Origin of the sequence: Pseudanabaena sp. PCC 7367 (genome assembly GCF_000317065.1) — a bacterium.
In the GTDB taxonomy this organism is placed as follows: Bacteria; Cyanobacteriota; Cyanobacteriia; order Pseudanabaenales; family Pseudanabaenaceae; genus Thalassoporum; species Thalassoporum mexicanum.
Genome location: NC_019690.1, coordinates 80,361 through 100,110, shown reverse-complemented (window position 1 = coordinate 100,110; position 19,750 = coordinate 80,361). Strand labels below are relative to the sequence as shown.

The window sequence follows — 19,750 nt, the reverse complement described above, 5'->3', positions numbered from 1 at the left end:
GAAAAACGAGATGGATTTACTGCCAATTTAGACACTCAAAATGGTTGTTTTAAGGTGGGTTCCCAAGATACCAGAAAAACGAACGTTTTCCTGGCAAAATAATATGCTTGCGATCCATCTCAACACGAATTCACATAAATTAATTAAATCTCAATAAAGGCCAACATATTAATATATTTACATGAATTTTACTCAAGAGTCATATTAATTGAATGGATGCCTGTATAATTTATCAACTTAGATATTTATCAGGGAGATTTGATTGCAGGCAGGCACAATTGCACCAGGAGCAAGAATATTATGCCGTGATGCTGAGTGGTTGGTGAGGTCTACTACTATAGCTTCGGATGGTAGTTTTATTATTGATGCTATTGGCGTTTCTGAGTTTATCAAGGGAAAAACTGCTCGCTTTGTTGAGGAATTAGAAAGTGATCTTCAAGTGTTGCTTCCTGAAGAGACTAAGCTTGTTAATGATAATTCTTCGGGGTATAAACATAGCCTGCTATTTATAGAGGCTCACTTAAAGCAAACTGCACCTGATGATGGTCGTATTTATCAAGGTCAGCGAGCGGCAATGGATATTTTAGATTATCAACTATGGCCGTCCTATAAAGCTTTATCAATGCCACGGCAACGTATCCTTATTGCTGATGCTGTAGGTCTAGGCAAAACACTTGAATGTGGAATCCTGGTATCTGAGCTAATAAGGAGAGGACTGGGCCGAAGAATATTAGTAGTTACTACTAAATCGATGATGGTACAGTTTCAGAAGGAGTTTTGGAGTAGGTTTACAATTCCTCTTGTTAAACTTGACTCTACGACAATCCAACGCGTACGTACTAATATCCCAGGTAATCACAATCCATTTCACTATTATGATCGCAGTATCATTTCGGTCGATACACTCAAACAAGACCGTGAGTATCGTAGTTATCTGGAGAAAGCTTATTGGGATATCATAATTATTGATGAAGCTCATAATGTCGCTAAAAGGGGACGGGGGCAATCAGCTTCTCAGCGTGCAAAACTGGCAAATCGTCTCTCAACGCGCTCAGACACATTAATATTGCTATCTGCGACACCTCATGATGGCAGGCCTGAGAGTTTTGCAAGTCTCATGAATATGCTTGATCCGACAGCAATCGCTAATGAATCTGACTATACTCAAGATGATATTCGTGATTTGTATGTGCGACGCTTCAAGAAGGACGTTCTACAGGATCTAAAACAGCACATACCTGAACGAAATGTATCTTCTATCGAAGCGATGGCTTCTTCCTACGAAGAAAGAGCCTTTGAGCAGCTTAATGATTTGAATTTTGAACGTATTGATAGTCATCGGCAAGCAGGGCAGCTATTTAAAACCACACTGCTCAAGGCAATGCTATCTAGCCCAGCAGCATGTCTGGAAACAGTTGGTAATCGGCTAAGACGGCTCGGCAAAGATAAAGATGTTAGTCCTGCGGATCTCCATGATATACACCTGCTAAATGCTCTGAAACTAGTTTTAGAACAGATAGATGCCACATCATTTACAAAATATCAGTTACTGCTCAAACTAATTAAAACTGACTTCGGTTGGAACGGCAAAGATCCTAAAGATCGGTTGGTAATTTTCACCGGGCGACTGGAAACATTAAAGTTTTTACAAGCTCAGCTAGCAAAAGATTTAAAGCTAAAACCTGAAGCAGTAATCTCTCTGGATGGTGGAATGTCTGACACGGATCAGAACCAGATTGTAGAATCTTTCGGCCAGGAAAAGGAGCAAGTACGTATATTAATTGCGACTGAGGTAGCCTCAGAGGGTTTGAACTTACACTATCTCTGCCATAAATTGATTCATTTTGATATTCCCTGGTCATTAATGACATTACAACAACGTAATGGAAGAATTGATCGCTACGGCCAAACTCGACAACCAGAAATCCGTTATATGCTTACCCGCTCTAAATTAGAGCGTATGGATGAGGTAGAACGGATTATCAAGGTATTACTTGAGAAGGATGAGCAGGCTATTAAAAATATTGGTGACCCATCAGTTTTCATGGGAGTGTTTGATTCAGACTCAGAAGAAACATATACAGCTAATATTATCGAGTCTGGTAACTCAGCAGAAGATTTTTCCAGGACACTAGATAGCAATGTTGCTCATGCTGCAGAGGAAATTGATATATTTGCTCTTTTTGCTAATCCTGATTTGGTAGAAGATGCAAATAGCAGTAATGGCAAAATCAATCCAAAAGCTGAGCTTGGCATGATGCCAACTCTTTTTGCAAGCAACTTTGAATATGCAACCACTGCTCTGCAGACACTTGAACAGATACCATCAAACCTTAATATTAATGAAGCAGAGCCATTTATTGAGTGTCAGCTACCTGTAGAGCTTGAGCAACGCTATCAAAGATTGCCAAAGGAAATTTTACCGGGAAACAAATCATTATTGCATTTAACGGAAAATCCACATGCTGTAATGCAGGCCATGGAGAAGGCAAGGCGTGAAGAGTCTAGTTGGCCAGCACAACAATACTTATGGGAACTTCATCCCTTTCTTGAGTGGCTAACAGATCGATGTCTTTTCAGGTTCGGCAGACATCAAGCACCGGTGCTCAAGTTACCAGATTTGTCAGTTAATGAATCGGTATTTATATTGTTTGGTAATTTCCCAAACCGACGCGGTACATCAATACTTTCCCGGTGGATTTCTTCTGTCTTCTCTGGAGGCGAGTTCATGAGAATTGAGCCTTTTGATGATACGGTTGAGCGGACTCAGCTAGGCAAGAAGCAAGTACCTAACCCAGGACAAATATCCATTAATCACTTGCTTCCGTTGAGGAATGAGGCAATCGCAAAAGCACGGGCTTACCTGAATGATGAGCAAAAATTATTTAATGCAAACTTATCCACTAAATTAAAGGAGCAAAAGGAGCGATTGGATAAGTTACAGCAATCGCATATGGACAAGATAGAGCAAAGCTTTGATCGTAATTCTCAACTGAGTCGGATTCAGCAGCAACGTCGCATAGGGGAGCTAGGTAGGATTGATAAAATTTTCAAGGATTATCGAGATTGGGTGGAGTTATCCATGACCACTGAAACTGAACCATTTATCAAGCTAGTTGCTGTACTAATAGGAGATAACTAATGCCGCTAGTTGGAATCGCCAATGAAAATGAGTTTTACTCTGCTCATTATCTTGATGCCATCCTACATGAGGATCTCAAAAATGTAACAAAAAAATGGAAGGCTAAAGCAGCTCAAGATAGTGAGATAAAATCCCCAGCTCAGCATCTGGCAAGTCTGCGCCAACCATATTTTCGGTTACAAGATCGCCTATCTCGTATCACTGCAAATGAGGAGAAACTAGTTCTACAACAAGAGCTATTGAAACAAGTTTTGGGCATACTTGGTTATGACTGGCAACCTGAACTCAGAGCTTTAGATGATGAAACATTAATACCGATCGCTGCTGAGGTTACTCGAAACAATGGTTTGCCTCAACTATGGGTGATCGAGGGGTTTAATACTTCGATGGAGCCAGTAGATGTATTGTCTCTCAATCTGGACTTGATTCAGTTTCCTGATAGTGATGATAAGCCAAGCCCTGATTCAGAAATTTTAGGTTCTACACTTGAAGACCTGCTTGATCCGATTTTTGCTCAAGATAATCCACCACGTTGGGTGATTTTGATTAGCATTGATCAGATTGTGCTGGTCGATCGCCATAAGTGGTCTGCTTCAAGGCTATTGCGATTCGATCTACAAGAATTACTGGATGAACGCGACACCAGTTCATTGCTGGCAGCAGCAACCCTGCTACACCGTGAGCATACTTGCCCCGCTGAGGGTAGCACCTTACTCGATGAGTTGGATGAAAATAGCCATCGTCATGCTTACAGCGTTTCAGAGGATCTAAAATTTGCTCTGCGTGAGGCGATCGAATTACTTGGGAATGAAGTAATTTACTATCGCAAAACGGTACGTAAGGAACGGGTTTTTTCTACAGAGTACCAAAAAGCTGAAGGTGAGTCAGAGATTGACCCCAACCAGCTCAAGATTGAGTGTTTGCGCTGGGTGTATCGCCTATTATTTGTCTTTTATATCGAAGCACGTCCAGAACTGGGCTATATCCCGATGGGATCAGATGTGTATCGGGAAGGTTATAGTCTGGAGTCGCTGCGGGATCTAGAGCAAGTAGAACTAATAACTGAGGCTGATAATAACAGCTATTTTATCGATCGCTCCATTCGTAGATTATTTAAGTTGCTATGGGAAGGCTATCCTGCTCAAAAGTCTGTGCAGCGGAATTTGCTATCTGACTCGTCAGAGATAGACTCTAGCTTGATCGCCAATACATTTCGATTGCCCGCTCTTAAGAGTCACTTATTTGATCCAGCACGAACAACTATGTTGGAGCGGGTAAAGTTTCGCAATGTGGTAATGCGAAAAGTATTGGAGCTAATGTCCTTATCTCGAGAGAGTAAGAAGCAGCGCCGGGGCAGGATCAGCTATGCCCAACTGGGAGTTAATCAGCTTGGTGAGGTATATGAAGGTTTACTGAGTCTTTCTGCATTTCTAGCGGAGGAAGATTTATATGAGGTTAAACCAGCAAAAGATCCTGAAGAACGTAGCGATCTTGAAGTGGGTTATTTTGTACCAAAGGAGCGATTAGAAGAATTTAAATCCAATGAGTTTGTTAAAGATCTAGAGACAGGCAAAAAGCCCAGGATGCATCCTAAGGGCAAATTTTTGTTTCGCCTGGCAGGACGAGATCGCCAAAAAAGTGCTAGCTACTATACGCCACAATCATTGACTGAGTGTCTGGTTAAGTATGCACTCAAGGAGTTACTAAAAGATAAAACTGCTGATGAAATCCTATCGCTGAAGGTGTGTGAACCTGCGATGGGCAGTGCAGCTTTTTTAAATGAGGTAATCGATCAATTAGCTGAGGCTTATCTGGAACGTAAGCAGAATGAACTAAACGATCGCATCCCCCATGAGCAAATCACGATCGAGAAGCAGAAAGTCAAAATGCTGCTGGCGGATCGTAATGTGTTTGGCATTGACAAAAACCCGATCGCAATGGAGCTGGCAGAAGTCTCACTATGGTTGAATTGCATTTACCGCGATCGCATCCCAGTTGAGCAATTCGACGATCGCGGCAATCCCTATACGGTTTATCGAGATGGGGATGTGTTTGTCCCCTGGTTTGGATTGCAGTTACATTGTGGCAATTCGTTGATCGGTGCCCGAAGGCAGGTGTATGGGCACAATCATGTGACTAAATTGAAGCGTGGCGCAAAGCTATGGCATACTTTCGACCCAGAACGTGTACCCCTTGATCAGGACATCCCTGCTAATGGGATCTTTCATTTCCTGCTGGGTGATCCGGGGATGGCTGATTACACCGATAAGGTGATTAAGGAGATGGAGCCGGAGGCGATCGACAAAATTAAAGAGTGGCAGAAGGATTTTTGTAAAACGGAACTAACTCCTGAGCAGGCAGATTATGCGGTGCGTCTGAGTCAACGTATCCATCAATTGTGGGTTAACTATGCACAGGAGTTGGCGAGAATTCGATCGCGCACAACTGACCCGCTTTTGGTTTGGGGACAGACTGAGTCTATTGGTCTGACAGATGCTTCACCACTGGAGATGAAGGACAAAATTTATCAGCAGGAAAAGTTGTCGGCAGGAGTGACAAATGCTGGAGCATATCGGCGGTTGAAGCTGGTGATGGATTACTGGTGTGCGTTGTGGTTCTGGCCAATTACGGAAGCAGACAGCTTACCGAGTCGATCGGCTTTTTTGCAGGAGATAGGTGCGATCCTGGGCGAGACAGAGATGCTGGCACCATCAACTGGGCAAATGCAAATGTTCCCGGAAACCCAGGATGAGGATTTGGGCAAACAGTTCTTACAGGATTGGGGTTATGTCGATCTCAACAAATTAATGCTGCTTACACCAAGATTGCAGATTGTGGAGCAGTTGGCAGATCGCCATCGCTTTTTCCACTGGGAACTGGAGTTTGCTGATATTTTCAAGGAGTGTGGTGGGTTTGATTTGATGGTGGGGAATCCACCCTGGATTAAGGTGGAGTGGAAAGAGGGCGATATTCTAGGTGACTATAACCCAATTGTTGAGTTGCGCAAGCTGTCGGCAAGTAAGTTAGCCAAGACCCGTGAGGATCTGTTTGCAACCTATCCTGGGCTATGGGCTGGCTATTTGAATGAGTTTGAAGAGGCTGATGGTACGCAAAATTTTCTTAATGCTTTTCAGAATTATCACTTGTTAGAGGGACAAAAAGCCAATCTCTTTAAGTGTTTCCTGCCTCAAGCCTGGACTTTTACTAGACCAGCGGGGGTGTCTGGTTTTTTGCATCCTGAGGGGGTTTATGATGATCCAAAGGGAGGGTTATTCCGAAAAACACTTTATCAGTACTTAAAAGCACATTTTCAGTTTGATAATGAACACAAGCTATTTGCTGATGTACATAACACTACAAAGTTTAGTATCAATATTTATCAAAAGCCGTCAGAACAGACTTCTAGTTTAGTTCGTTTTGTACATATTGCTAACCTTTATAACCCTAAAACCGTTTTTGAATCAGTTGAGTTGTCAGGCAGTTCTAAAGTACCGGGAATTAAGAACGAGCTTGGCAAATGGGAAACAACAGGTCATCCATCTCGTATCATCAGCATTGACTTAAATACCTTAGATCTATTTGCAAAACTCTACGATAGCGAAGGTACACCTGCTGCTGAAGCACAATTGCCCGCTCTACACGCCCAAAATCTAGTCGGTGTAATCCGAAAATTTAGCCTTCAACAGAAACAACTTAACAATTTGAAAGATCAGTGCCTTGCCCTTCAAATGTGGAATGAGACAAACAGCCAGAAAGATGGCACTATAAGACGTGATACTCAATTCCCAGAAGATACAACAAATTTAATTTTCTCTGGCCCACACTTTTATGTTGGAATGCCATTCAGCAAAACACCAAGGTCTATTTGCAATACGAATAAAGCTTACGACGTAATCGATCTCACTGCAATACCAGACAGCTATCTGCCCCGCACTAACTACATCCCCGATTGCGATCCCACAGAATACAAACGCCGCACACCCAGAGTCCCCTGGGGCGATCAACTACCTGTCACTGACTTTTATCGATTGGTTTGTCGAAGACAGCTAAGTCAATCAGGTGAAAGAACTTTAATTCCTGCTATTGCTCCAAAAGAATCGGCTCACATTCATCCTGTTATTTCCACAACCTTCCAAGAACAGAATGCTATGGTAGCTTTTTGCGCCTTTTGCAGCTCAGTTGTTTACGATTTCTATATCAAAACAACTGGGAAAGGTGATCTTTATGAGTCAACTTTAAGATTATTACCACTGCCTGCAGCTAGTAAAGAAATTATACTTCGTACCATAGCGCTTAACTGCCTTACCAACCATTACACCGAGCTCTGGGTAGAATGTTTTGATTCAACCTTTAATAAAGATGGATGGAGCAAGCCCGATGATCCTCGTCTTGATCAGAATTTCTTTGCCAACTTAAGCCCCACCTGGCAGCGAGATGTGGCATTGAGAACAGATTATGCTCGTCGTCAGGCACTGGTAGAGATCGATGTGTTGGCAGCTATGGCGATCGGGCTTACTCTCGATGAACTGATTACGATCTATCGGGTGCAGTTCCCAGTGATGCAGCAATACGAGCGCGAAACCTTTTACGATAAAAACGGCAGGATTATATTTACCACTAGCAGAGGACTGACTGGGGTGGGGCTACCCCGCAAAGGCAACTCCAAGAAGGAAATTATCGGCTGGGAAGATGTTTATGATGCTGAAACCGAGCAAGCAAAGGTAGAACACCTGGAAATTGAGATCGAAGACGATACCCTGCCTCCTGATGTACCACTACGAGAAAATGAACGCTGGGGTGAGGATGGCAAGCGCCTGCGCACAATTGCTTATGAAGCTCCATTCGATAAGTGCGATCGCGTCACCGACTATCGGATCGCCTGGGCACACTTCGATCGCCTGGGCACAAATTAACATTTGTTAAGCAGAAATAGCTGGATAGGTAAGCTAGGCGATCGGTCAAAGCTCTGCCAAGTAGCAATCAGAGACAGGAACGATTGCTACCAGCCAAAAATACTACCCAAAATTTTCGCCTAACTGCTCCCACACCGATAATTTAGGTTAACCTTAGATCACAGCAATTAAAATGGCTGTTCTGGATCGTCTTGACCTAATTGCCCATGCTCCCTTCCGTCGTCGCCAGTCAAGTTCGCAATTGCGTTTCTGACTATCTACGCACCACCTTTCGCCCCACCACTCCAGGTTTCAACACCATGATGGAGCGGTTTCTAGCAAAAAGCGACAATTATTACAAAGGTCCCTATGTGTCGATCGGGTTGCCCTTCCGCACTGGGAACAAAGGCGCAGACTTTTTTAAACACATACCTCTCAATTTCCATCCCCACCTGCATCAAGAAAAAGCCTTTCAGCGCCTTACCCCACCGTATTATCAATCAACCCTGATCGCAACTGGCACAGGTTCCGGTAAAACCGAATGTTTTTTGCTTCCATTGCTAGAACATTGCCGTCAACAAGTTGGAGCCCATGGCATCAAAGCAATTCTGATCTATCCCATGAATGCCCTGGCAACCGATCAGTCCAAGCGGATCGCTGAGTTAATCCATGACAACCCGAACCTCAATGGTAAAGTAACTGCTGGATTATATGTGGGCGATCGAGACGAGACTCCCACCAGTCGGATGCAACCGGATAAGGTAATCACCGATAAGCATATGCTACGGGATGCTCCGCCGGATATTCTGCTCACTAACTATAAAATGCTGGACTACCTGCTCATCCAGCCTGATAGTCAAAGACTTTGGCGCTATAACCTACCAGAGACCCTGCGTTACATCATTGTTGATGAGTTCCATACCTTCGATGGCGCTCAGGGTACTGATCTTGCTTGTTTGTTGCGTCGCCTCAAACATCGCCTGAAGACCCCTAAAGATCACCTAGCTTGTGTTGGTACTTCTGCCACCCTGGGTGGAGAGGGTAATAAGCAGGAAATGCTGGCATATGCCACCACCATATTCAATGAACCTTTTCATGACGGAGCTTTGATTGAGGAGGATCGCCTCAGCGTCAATGAGTTCTTGTTCGATCAACCAGATCTCATGACCAAATTGCTACCTATTCCCGAGCCTGAGCAAATTGAAGAGCTAAATTTCGATCGCTATGATAACCCTGATGACTATATACAAAAGCAGGTTAAGCTGTGGCTTCAAGAGTATGCTCCTGATTTACAAAACGAAAACTGGCGCAAGCAACTAGGACAAGAACTTAAAACCTTACCGATTGTACAAAATCTACTTCGTAAGCTTAGTAGTACACCTCAAACCTACTCTGAATTAGTTGAACATGTTGGCAGACTAGTTGGTATTCAAACTCAGGCTTCTCCAGAGTATCACCAACTTTTACTAGATAGTTTGCTCAGCCTGATCGCTACTGCTCGCCGTAGTGTTGAAAAGCCCAATGGCAATGAGTTGATTTTACCCTGGGTAAATCTGCGATTGAACTACTGGTTTCGTGAGCTGCGACGTATGGTTGCCAGTATAGAGCAAGAACCAAATCTCTTGTTTTCGGATGATTTGGCAAATACTGCGCCTGAATCTAGCCTAGGAAAAATGCCAAATAATCTACCAGTACTGCACTGTCGGGATTGCGGTGCTACTGGATGGGGTGGAGTAAAAACAAGCCAGGGAGCCGATCGGCTAGAGTCAGATAACCTCAGAGGCTTCTACCAGGCGTTTTTCAGTTTCAATCCTCTTGTTACTTTTGCTTTTCCTTGCGATCATCACAACCCCATGGCTAAGCAGCTTTGCGGCCAATGCTTAACTTTGAATAGCTCAAAAGCTAATTTCTGTACAAGTTGTGGTCACGAATCATTGATTCGGGTTGAGTTACCAGATACAAACTATGAGAGGTCTAGTAATGGTCAGAAGCGACTGGTCAGTAACCATGACTGTCCCTATTGTGGGAGCAAAAATGGTTTAACAATTATTGGTGCCCAGGCTGCTAGCCTTACCAGTGCAATGATTGGGGTGCTATACACCACTCCTTACAACCCAAATAAGAAATTATTAGCTTTTTCTGATTCAGTCCAAGACGCTGCACACAGAGCAGGTTTCTATAGTGCCCGTACCTACCGCACCACATTGCGTACTGCGATTGCTCGGACGATCGCTTCAGAGACTGACGGTCTATCACTCGAATCTTTGGTAGATAAATTTCCTGGTTATTGGCAGAAGCGGCTTAACCCCGCTGCTGATTATGTAGCAACTTTTTTACCAACAGATTTAGCCTGGCTGCAAGAATGGGACAATTTTTTAAACAGTGATGATAATGAACTGCCTGTAGATAAAAAAGAAAGACTTCTAAATCTTCTTAATGAAAGACTAACCTGGGAAATCGTTAACCAGTTTGGTCATCGTGCAGCTGTCGGGCCATCACTTGAGCGAAGCGGCGTATGCTCAACAAACTTTGCTCCAGAACAAATAGCTCAAGCAGCGAGTGCTTTGCATTTTAAACTTACAAATGAGATTGAAGCTCTACGTCAATTAACCACAGAAAAAGTCCAAGAGTTTTTGCTGGGTTTGCTTCACCATCTTAGGATGCGAGGTGGTATTCTTCAGCCAGCCACAGATAAATATATTGCTTCAGGCGGCAACACCTTCCTGTGGCAAAAGTATGCTTTCATGCCGCGTATTGGGCCATCTATTCCTAAGCCGATTTTCTTTGTCAGTGCTTTGGCTAAGGCAGATAGCTTTGAGACAGTGATTCGTCCTGATAAACGAGATAGCTGGACTGAGGAATGGTGTAAACGTGTCTTTGCTCCTACTAGCTTGTTACTCAAAGAGCAATTGGTTGAAATCATCCATGCAACCCTAGATGCCTTGGTGGAATATGGCTTGTTGCAAGTCAACAAATGTAGTGGAGGTAAAGCTTGGGGTATTCCTATGTCCACTTTGTCTGTACAGACGAAGGGACATGTATTGGCGTGTGATCGCTGCAGCCATCAAATCACCACCAGTGAGATCGAAAAACGTATTTTTATAGGGATGTGCTGCCTTTCATCTGGATGCAATGGACATTACCAACCAGACACACGAACAGGTTTAGCCTACTACCGGGAAATTTATCAAAAAGGTGAAGTGCGGCGGATTGTGGCTGCAGAACATACTGGGTTATTAACTCGCAGCAACAGAGAGACTTTAGAAAAACAGTTTATTGCTGGAGCACGCCGCTGTGATCCTAACCTTATTTCTGCCACTGCGACCCTTGAAATGGGAATAGATATAGGAGATCTATCAACTGTAATACTCAGTTCCGTACCCCCTGGTCCAGCTAATTTCCAACAAAGAATTGGTCGCGCTGGCCGTAGAGATGGCAATGCACTAGTAGGCATAGTTGCTAATGGAAGAACTCATGACTTATTTTTCTATGCTGAACCACCAGAGATGCTCGCAGGTAGGGTTGAAGCGGCAGGCTGCTATTTAGATGCATCCGCTATCTTACAAAGACAGCTTACAGCTTTTTGTTTGGATAGTTGGATCGCTACAGGCATTAGTAGTCAGGAATTTGCGCCCTTATTGAACAATGTGCTTAACTCAATTGAAAAAAAGGATCATAAGTCTTTCCCCTATAACTGGTTGACCTATATCAGAGAATATCAGGGACAACTCCTGGATACTTTTTTAGCACTTTTTACGACAGAAAATACAAAGAGTCTTACCCGTAATTCACTACATATGTTTATGGAAGAGGGTGAGCAGTATGAGGGCGGCTTGAGTTGGCGCATTCTGGATCGGTTAGAAGGTATTCGAAAGGAACGAACCCGTTTAAGTAGCCAGATTAGAAATATTAGAGATAAGCTCAAGAAGCTTAAAGCCGCCCCAGAAGCAATACAAGATAAAGAGCGTATAGATGAGCTGCACCGCGAAAAGGCAGCTTTTCAGGCGTTGATGAAGGACTTAAACCAGAAACGTACTTTAAACTTTTTCACCGATGAAGGGCTATTACCTAATTATGCTTTTCCTGAAGCAGGAGTAACGTTAAAGTCTATCCTGTGGCGTAAAAAGCCAGAAACTGAACAATCCAGTGGTAATAGATACGACACCTATCCTATTACCTACGAACGCCCCGGGAATCTGGCAATTCGAGAATTAGTGCCTAGTGGGATTTTCTACGCCGAAGGGCGACGGGTTAAAATCGACCAAATTGACTTGAGACTATCAGAACCTGAAGATTGGCGCATTTGTCGTAGCTGTAATTATTCAATTCGAACAATTGAAACTATTGCACAGCATAAATCTTGCCCACGTTGTGGCGATCCAATGTGGAGTGACCAAGGACAAGTAAAACGAATGCTGCGATTGAGGCAGGTGATGGCTACTACATCAGATAAAGATAGTCGATTTGGCGATGACAGCGAGGATCGCAGCACAGCTTTTTTTCAACGCCATTTACTAGTTGATTTCTCACCCGACTACCGAGAAAAAACCTTTCTTATAAAGGATAGAGATTTCCCATTTGGATTTGAGTACATTAGTCGTACTAGTTTTCGTGAGATAAACCTGGGCGAATCGCAGTCTACAGGAGATACTGTTGCCATCGCTGGACATAAATATAAATCCCAGGGATTCCAAGTCTGTGGTAGCTGTGGCAAGGTGATGTTAAATCATCGCAGTGATAAGCACAACAATCACACAATTAATTGCCAGTGGCGAGATAAACCTGACCAGGCTAAAGCACTAGAGGTACTGTATCTTTACCGTGAATTTGAGTCTGAGTCTATTCGATTTCTAATGCCTGATGATGACTTCATGACGCCTGAGGGATTACATTCCTTTATCGCTGCTCTGCAATTGGGGCTAAAGAGAAAGTTTGGTGGCCAGGTAGGACACCTTCACACCACTATAAGTGGAGAACCTCAACCAAACTCTAAATTGCGAAAATCATTTTTATACCTTTACGATACTGTGCCAGGAGGAACTGGCTATCTGCGTCAGCTGATCAGTGAACCTGAACAAATGCGAGATATCTTTGAAGGTGCGCTTAAGGTAGTACGCGCATGTAGTTGTAAAGAACAGGGTAAAGATGGTTGCTACCGTTGTCTCTATGCATATCGAAATAGCTTTGATCATGATAAAACCAGTCGCAGCAAAGCGCAAAGCCTATTGAACTCAATCATGAAAAACTGGTCCCAATTAAAGGAAACTTCTCAGGGTCTTTCTTCAATAAAACTCAACAGCAACTTTGAAAGTGAACTAGAGCGCAAATTCATTGAAGTTGTTCGACGTTACAGATCTGCTTCTGGCCATGTGGCTATCTTACGTAAAGAAATATTCAATGGTAGAGCTGGCTATTATCTCAAACTGGGAGATCAAGCATGGACAATTGAAACCCAGGTCTCAATTGGTCAAGCGGATAATGTACATGAACCCTCTCGAGCAGATTTCTTGATAAAACCTGCAAAAAATAGCACCAAAAGTCGTCCGATAGCTATTTTTACTGATGGCTGGGAATACCATAAAGATAGGATCTGGCAGGATTTTAAACAGCGTATCTCCATTCTACGCAGCAATCAATTTTGGTGTTGGTCTCTAACCTGGGAAGATATTAGTCAAGAAATCGAATCAGACCAAACTCATCATCAAAGTAACAATAAGCTAGATGGGCTTAACTTTCATCTCAATAAACAGTTTCAAAATCATCGACCCCAAATTTACAAGCGATATCAGTGTGATAGCCTTACTGATCTTGAAACCAAAAGTAGTTTTCAATGGCTAATGCATTATCTGGCCGAACCAGATGAGATAATATGGCAAAATTGGGGTTTACTAAGAACGACCGCTCAGGCAGATGATCACTCATTTCAGGATCAAAGCCTATGGCAAACATGGATCGCACAGATTGAGACGATTCTTGGTAAAACTGCCCTCAATACTTGGGAACCACCAGAAAGAATGCTGCATGGAGAGGTCAAAATCTCTGATAACCTGAAAATATTGAGCGCAGCTGATTTAACACGTCATAAAACACATGACCCCTCAGGTAGCCTAGTCTTACTGGAACTTGATGACATTACACAAACAGAATCTTCTCAACTTAAACAAAGCTGGAATGAGGTCTTACGACTATTAAATCTTTATCAATTCTTACCCCATGTCTACGCAATAACCACAGCAGCAATAAGCAAAGGAGAACAGCTACCCCCAGCTGAACCACCGCTTGCTCAGACTGATCAGACATTAAAAAGTGAGCAATGGGCTAACGTAAAAGCTCTGGTTCTAGAAGATAAATTACTACCACTTGTAAAACGTATGGCTGAAGAAGACTGGCCCTTACCCGAAGCTGGTTACGAGTTAGAAGACAAGTGTGGGAAAGTGATTGCTGAAGCAGAAATTGCTTGGCGAAGTGCTAAAGTTGCTATTTTTGCTAACTCTAATGATCAAGATATCTTTAGGCAGGCAGGATGGTTCACAGTAACCGTTGATGATTTTTTGCAATCAATGAATGCAATCAGGGAAAAGCTGTAAGGAGAAGGAATCATGTCTCTACAAAATACTTTCCGCCTCGCCATATCCGATGATTTCTTTGATGCTTACAGCCGCTTGCCCAGGTCTATTCAAAGTAAAGTGTCTGAGTTCATTAATCGGTTTCGCCAATCTCCTACTAGTCCTGGCATCAACTATGAGTCAATCCGGAATGGCAAAGATAAGCGAATGAAATCTGCACGTATTGATCAAACTTACCGTGCAATTGTCCTTAAGCCTGAGAAGGGAAATGTATATATTCTTTTGTGGGTTGATCATCATGATAAAGCATATGACTGGGCACAGCGTAAAACCTGCATGGTTAATGAAGTATCTGGTGCGCTACAAATCATTGATGTTGAACAAGCAAAATCAACTACAGAGCAATTAATCCAGGCAAACCATAATAAGAAAAATAGTCGTTTTCAAAAAATTAAAGACAAGCATTTAATGCAGTTAGGGGTACCTGAAATTTTACTTCCAGCAGTACGACAAGTAATTACAGATGATGACGTTGATAAATTGCTCCCTCACCTTCCTAGCGAAGCCAGCGATGCCCTAATCCTCTTAGCTGCTGGATATGAATTAGATGCTGTCTTTCGCGAGCTTGAAAAAACTAGGGATGTACAGCAAGTGAATCCCGATGACTTTGAAAAAGCTCTGGAAAATGCTGACAGTCTCAGTCGATTCATGGTCATCACTGATGATAATGAGTTAGAGGAAATGTTGGCAGCTCCTCTAGAAAAATGGCGGGTTTTTCTCCACCCATCTCAACGAAAACTAGTTGAACGTAATTGGAGTGGAGCCATCAGAGTTCTAGGTGGAGCTGGTACTGGCAAAACAGTTGTCGCAATGCATCGGGCTAAGTGGCTTGTTCAGAAAAGCTTTGTTGATCCAAATGATCGCATTCTATTTACTACTTTTACCCGTAATCTAGCTGTTGATATTGAAGCAAACCTAAAAACTATTTGCCCCCCCAAACTTATGCAACGTATCAGAGTAGTAAATTTGGATGCTTGGGTATCAGAATTCTTTCGACAAGAAGGTATTGAGATAGAAATAGCTTATGATCAAAAAACTCATGAGATATGGGAGGATGCGTATACTCTTGCTCCAGTGGATTTAGGTCTCTCTTTAAATTTTTATCAAGAAGAATGGCAAGATGTAGTTTTAGCGCAGGATTGTCAAACTTTGAGAGACTATCTTAAGGCTCGCAGAGTTGGCAGGGGAACTCGCCTAAGCCGACAGAAACGCCAGGAGATTTGGCCAGTATTAGAAGAATACCGTAATCTCCTCAGAGAACAAAACCTACGCGAGCCGGATGAAGCATTCCGCGATGCTGCCAAAATTATTGAAGCTAAAGGGGATGAAACTCTACCTTATAAAGCAGTCATAGTAGATGAAGCACAGGATATGGGGCCTGCAGCATTCACCTTACTTCGAGCAATTGCTGGTAAACCTAAACCAAACGATATGTTTATAGTAGGTGATGCCCACCAGAGGATCTACGGTAAGCTTGTAACTCTCAGTCAATGTGGGATAGATATTCGCGGACGCTCGAAAAAACTTCGCCTCAATTACCGAACAACTGACGAAACGCGTCGCTGGGCCACCGCTATTTTGGCGGGCGTTACCTTTGACGATCTTGACGGTGGAACCGATTCACTTAATGATTATCGCTCACTCATGCACGGTGAACTTCCTGTAATCCGAGGATTTGAAAAACTTGATGATGAAATAAAATTTATACAACAAACTTTACATGAACTCAAAACTGAAGATAATAGCCTTGCTGGTGTCTGCCTGGCCTTTCGAACCAACACTTTAATGGAAAAATTTGAAGCATTCCTCAATGAAAAAGAGATACCTACTAAACGTATTCACCGTGATCAACCTGACAATCCCTTTGAATATGGAGTTAGACTCGGTACCATGCATCGTGTCAAGGGGCTACAATTCAATTACGTTTTTCTACCAAATCTAAATTTTGAAGTATTGCCTCTTCAGAATGGTCTGAACCACTGCGCTGATGAAACCGCAAGACAGCACTTTATAAGTGGAGAGCGTAGTCTACTTCATGTTGCAGCTACTAGAGCAAAGAAACAAGTTTTTGCGTCTTATCATGGCCAACCAAGCCCATTATTGTCAATTTAGCTTCAACACTGACAGCGAAGGGGATGATAATGACGTTTTCCTTTGCATGGGCGATCGCCCTAAAGCAATCCAGCCTCTTATAACCATCGATACGTTACCCTAGCTGGGACTGAGATTAACCAGCAATTCAAATTCGACTCCTATGCTCGCAAGATACCAGTCTGCTGCAATAGAACCTCAGCTGGAATACCCAAGTGTTCATGGAGCGCACGGATCATCTCCAAGGTCAGATCACACTTACCCGACAGAATTTCTGAGACTTCAGCACAGCTACCGATCAAGGGAATGAGATCGCTGGTCGTTAAATCCAATTGCTCCATCCGAAATTGAATAGCTTCAGCAGGCCTGGGTAAGCCGATTGGAAATTGCTTCTCCTCATAAATATCAACCAGGGTAGCAAGCACTTCTAATTCATCTGCTTCAGGAGTTGTTAAATGTCAATTACCAATTTCGACGGCGTCAATTACTTGGCAAATAGCGGATGTAAATGACGTGTGCAAATGACAACTAAAACTAAGCTGAAAGGAACTGCATATGTTGAACCTCAAGGAGCAGTAAGATTCGGATTGATAGCGATTATTATTTTTGCGAGCGCTCAACAGCGTTGCGTTTACGGAAACTATCAGCATGAATTTCAACAATGAGAGCATGATGAATGAGGCGGTCAACGGCAGCAACAGTCATCATGTCATCGGCAAAGATGTGATCCCATTGCGAGAAAGGCTGATTAGCAGTAATGATGAGGCTTTTGCGTTCATAACGATGAGCAATCAGCTCAAACAGGACGGAAGTTTCAGCCTCAGATTTTTTGACATAGCCAAGATCATCAATAATGAGTAAATCAAAGCGGTCAAGTTTGGCAAGGATAGAGGCAAGCTGAAGTTGTAGTTTGGCTTGCTGTAGATGTTGTAGCAAAGCATAGGCCGAGAAGAACTTAACCCGTTTGCCCATTTCAATCATCGAGCGCCCGAGCGCAGCAGCAAGATGAGTTTTACCGACCCCGGAAGGTCCAAATAGCAAGCAGTTTTCGGCCCTATCCAACCAGGCCGTATCTTGTGCCAGTTGGATCAGTGGCGCTGATTTGAAACTAGGGCAATGTTCAAAATCGAAAGAGGTAAAGCTTTTACCAGTAGGTAATTTAGCCTCAGCGAGAGCTCGTTTGATCCGATTCTGTTGGCGATAATCCAGTTCCAATTCGCACAGAGCGAGCAAGAACCGGTCGTAAGCCCAATGCTGTTGGGTGGCCTTCTGCTCGATAGTCTGCCAATGTTGGAGCATGTGCGAGAGTCGTAGCTGTTTGAGTATCAGGCTCAGAGTATTGTTCGGGTTTGGTTTCGAGGAGTTGGTCATAGGCTGAAAGCGAATGTTGTTGTACGTTTAGTTGAGGTACGCTCAATTGCTGCTGGGGTAGTAGGAACTGTTGCTGTAGAGCCTTCAGGCTGAGAGTGCCCTGCTGCAGTTGGGTTTCAAGATAGTCGGCCACTGTAGTTTCTCTATCGTGCTTGGCAGCAATATAGAGGGCTTCAACCATGATGCGCGCTGCATTATCGATTTCAAAATCAGCCTGTAACCTCTGCCACAGCTGCCGCCATTGTTGATTAGGCAATAGGTCTTGCTGCCAGGTGCAGTAAATAAAGGCACGGGGTTTACGCCTGAGGCTATCAATTACATGGCGGTAGTTAATACAGCGAGCACGGCGGATTTTGGCTGACCCATGTACTCGCAAACGGGGTAGTTCCACCACTTGTTGCTGCCCCAAATAACCGACCAGGCGGTTGTGATAGATATGAATATTCAGCTGCCTGCCAATCAGTCTTGATGGCACCGTGTAAAGAATGCAGCGCACCGAAATGGTGCTGTGGCAGGTCACCCGCACCGTCAATTCTTCGTAATCGGCACAGCGATATCTCGGTAGTGGTTGTAGGGTTACTTTTTCCTCGGCAAACTTGGCGCTGCATTTACAATTGAGCTTGGCAACCACCTGCTCGATAAATTCTTGATATGCACTCACTGACTCAAACTCAAAGCTGCCACGCAAATACAGAGCTTGGCGCAACCGGCGCTTGAAATGTCCATGGGGAGATTCGATGGAGCCATTTTCATGAGCCACGCCTGGGTTATTGCGACTTGGACTCATGCCATAGTGTTCACATAGCTCGGCATAGAATTGGGTTAGTGGTTTATGCCGTTTGCCCGCCATATTCCGATAGGCAGCACTCAAATTATCGGTGCGATGCTGCTTTGGTACACCACCACAGGCATGCAGCGCATTCTGTAATCCTTCAGACAAGCCGATAAAGCTCTCGCCACCCTCGATTACCTGCACATATTGCCAGCCACTGTAGGCCAGACGGTAGTGGTACAGCAGGTGCTCATATTGTTTCCCTTTGATGGTAACTTCCACCTGTTTGAGCTCGGTAAAATCTGATAGACCCATTTCGCCGGGCTGATGGCGGATCTCAAACATTACCTCCTGCGGTTTGCCATGGATACTTTTCCATACCTGCACTCGCCTTTGTAAGGTACGCAATTGTTGCTCATATTGGCCTGGATAATGCTCGGCTAGATATTCATACAATGTCATCGCCTCTAGACGAGGCTCACGTCGAAGCATTGGCTCTAGCTCTTCCTCCCACACTCCTGATAGCGGATCTCGGCGGGTGCGCCAATCTCGCTCACCTTTACTCTTGGGCTGGTGTTTGCCTTGCTCAATACGGCTGCCGCTACGGACTGATATGCCGGCAATCTCGGCTGACTCATTTTGATTGCAGCCGACCTCTCGTGCTTTCTTGTACACTTGCACTTGATATTGTTTTATATATTGACCTGACACTGCTGACGTTCCACTTTCCTGTTTGAACGTCTTTAGTGTCTTTCTTTTTTCCCGTTTTGATCTCTTTTTTTCTAGTTGACGCCTACCTCCACTTGCGATCTCATATCCTTGCTGGCGATCATCTTTTTATGCCAAGTAATCGTCA

7 protein-coding genes are annotated in these 19,750 nt (G+C 43.7%); 4 read left to right on the top strand and 3 right to left on the bottom strand.

Translation table 11 applies throughout. The features are described from left to right. Positions 1-262: 262 nt before the first annotated feature. The 4 genes from PSE7367_RS18715 to PSE7367_RS18700 all read left to right on the top strand — a co-directional run bounded on the left by PSE7367_RS18715 (position 263) and on the right by PSE7367_RS18700 (position 16,772). Positions 263-3,142 carry a DEAD/DEAH box helicase gene (locus tag PSE7367_RS18715; RefSeq protein WP_015146120.1) on the top strand — a complete coding sequence of 960 codons (2,880 nt, stop codon included), beginning with the start codon at positions 263-265 and terminating at the stop codon, positions 3,140-3,142. Beyond that, on the top strand, positions 3,142-8,055 hold the full coding sequence (locus tag PSE7367_RS18710; protein ID WP_015146119.1) for an Eco57I restriction-modification methylase domain-containing protein: 4,914 nt from the start codon (positions 3,142-3,144) through the stop codon (positions 8,053-8,055). The genes PSE7367_RS18715 and PSE7367_RS18710 overlap by 1 nt, the downstream gene beginning before the upstream one ends. A 206-nt stretch (positions 8,056-8,261) precedes the next feature. Next, on the top strand, positions 8,262-14,621 hold the full coding sequence (locus tag PSE7367_RS18705; RefSeq protein ID WP_015146118.1) for a DEAD/DEAH box helicase: 6,360 nt from the start codon (positions 8,262-8,264) through the stop codon (positions 14,619-14,621). A gap of 12 nt (positions 14,622-14,633) precedes the next feature. Beyond that, positions 14,634-16,772 (top strand): UvrD-helicase domain-containing protein, encoded by a 2,139-nt coding sequence (locus PSE7367_RS18700; RefSeq protein ID WP_015146117.1) that lies wholly within the window; start codon positions 14,634-14,636, stop codon positions 16,770-16,772. A 140-nt stretch (positions 16,773-16,912) separates the two neighbouring features. Here PSE7367_RS18700 and PSE7367_RS18695 read toward each other — a convergent pair whose 3' ends face one another. From PSE7367_RS18695 to istA, 3 genes are all read right to left on the bottom strand, one after another. Continuing rightward, positions 16,913-17,176, bottom strand: coding sequence for a helix-turn-helix domain-containing protein (locus tag PSE7367_RS18695; RefSeq protein ID WP_156800564.1), 264 nt, complete (start codon positions 17,174-17,176; stop codon positions 16,913-16,915). A gap of 175 nt (positions 17,177-17,351) precedes the next feature. Further along, positions 17,352-18,029, bottom strand: a complete 678-nt coding sequence (istB, locus tag PSE7367_RS18690) for an IS21-like element helper ATPase IstB (RefSeq protein ID WP_041699222.1) — start codon at positions 18,027-18,029, stop codon at positions 17,352-17,354. After that, on the bottom strand, positions 17,917-19,605 hold the full coding sequence (gene istA, locus PSE7367_RS21365) for an IS21 family transposase (protein ID WP_015146090.1): 1,689 nt from the start codon (positions 19,603-19,605) through the stop codon (positions 17,917-17,919). The genes istB and istA overlap by 113 nt, the downstream gene beginning before the upstream one ends. Between the last annotated feature and the right edge of the window lie 145 nt (positions 19,606-19,750).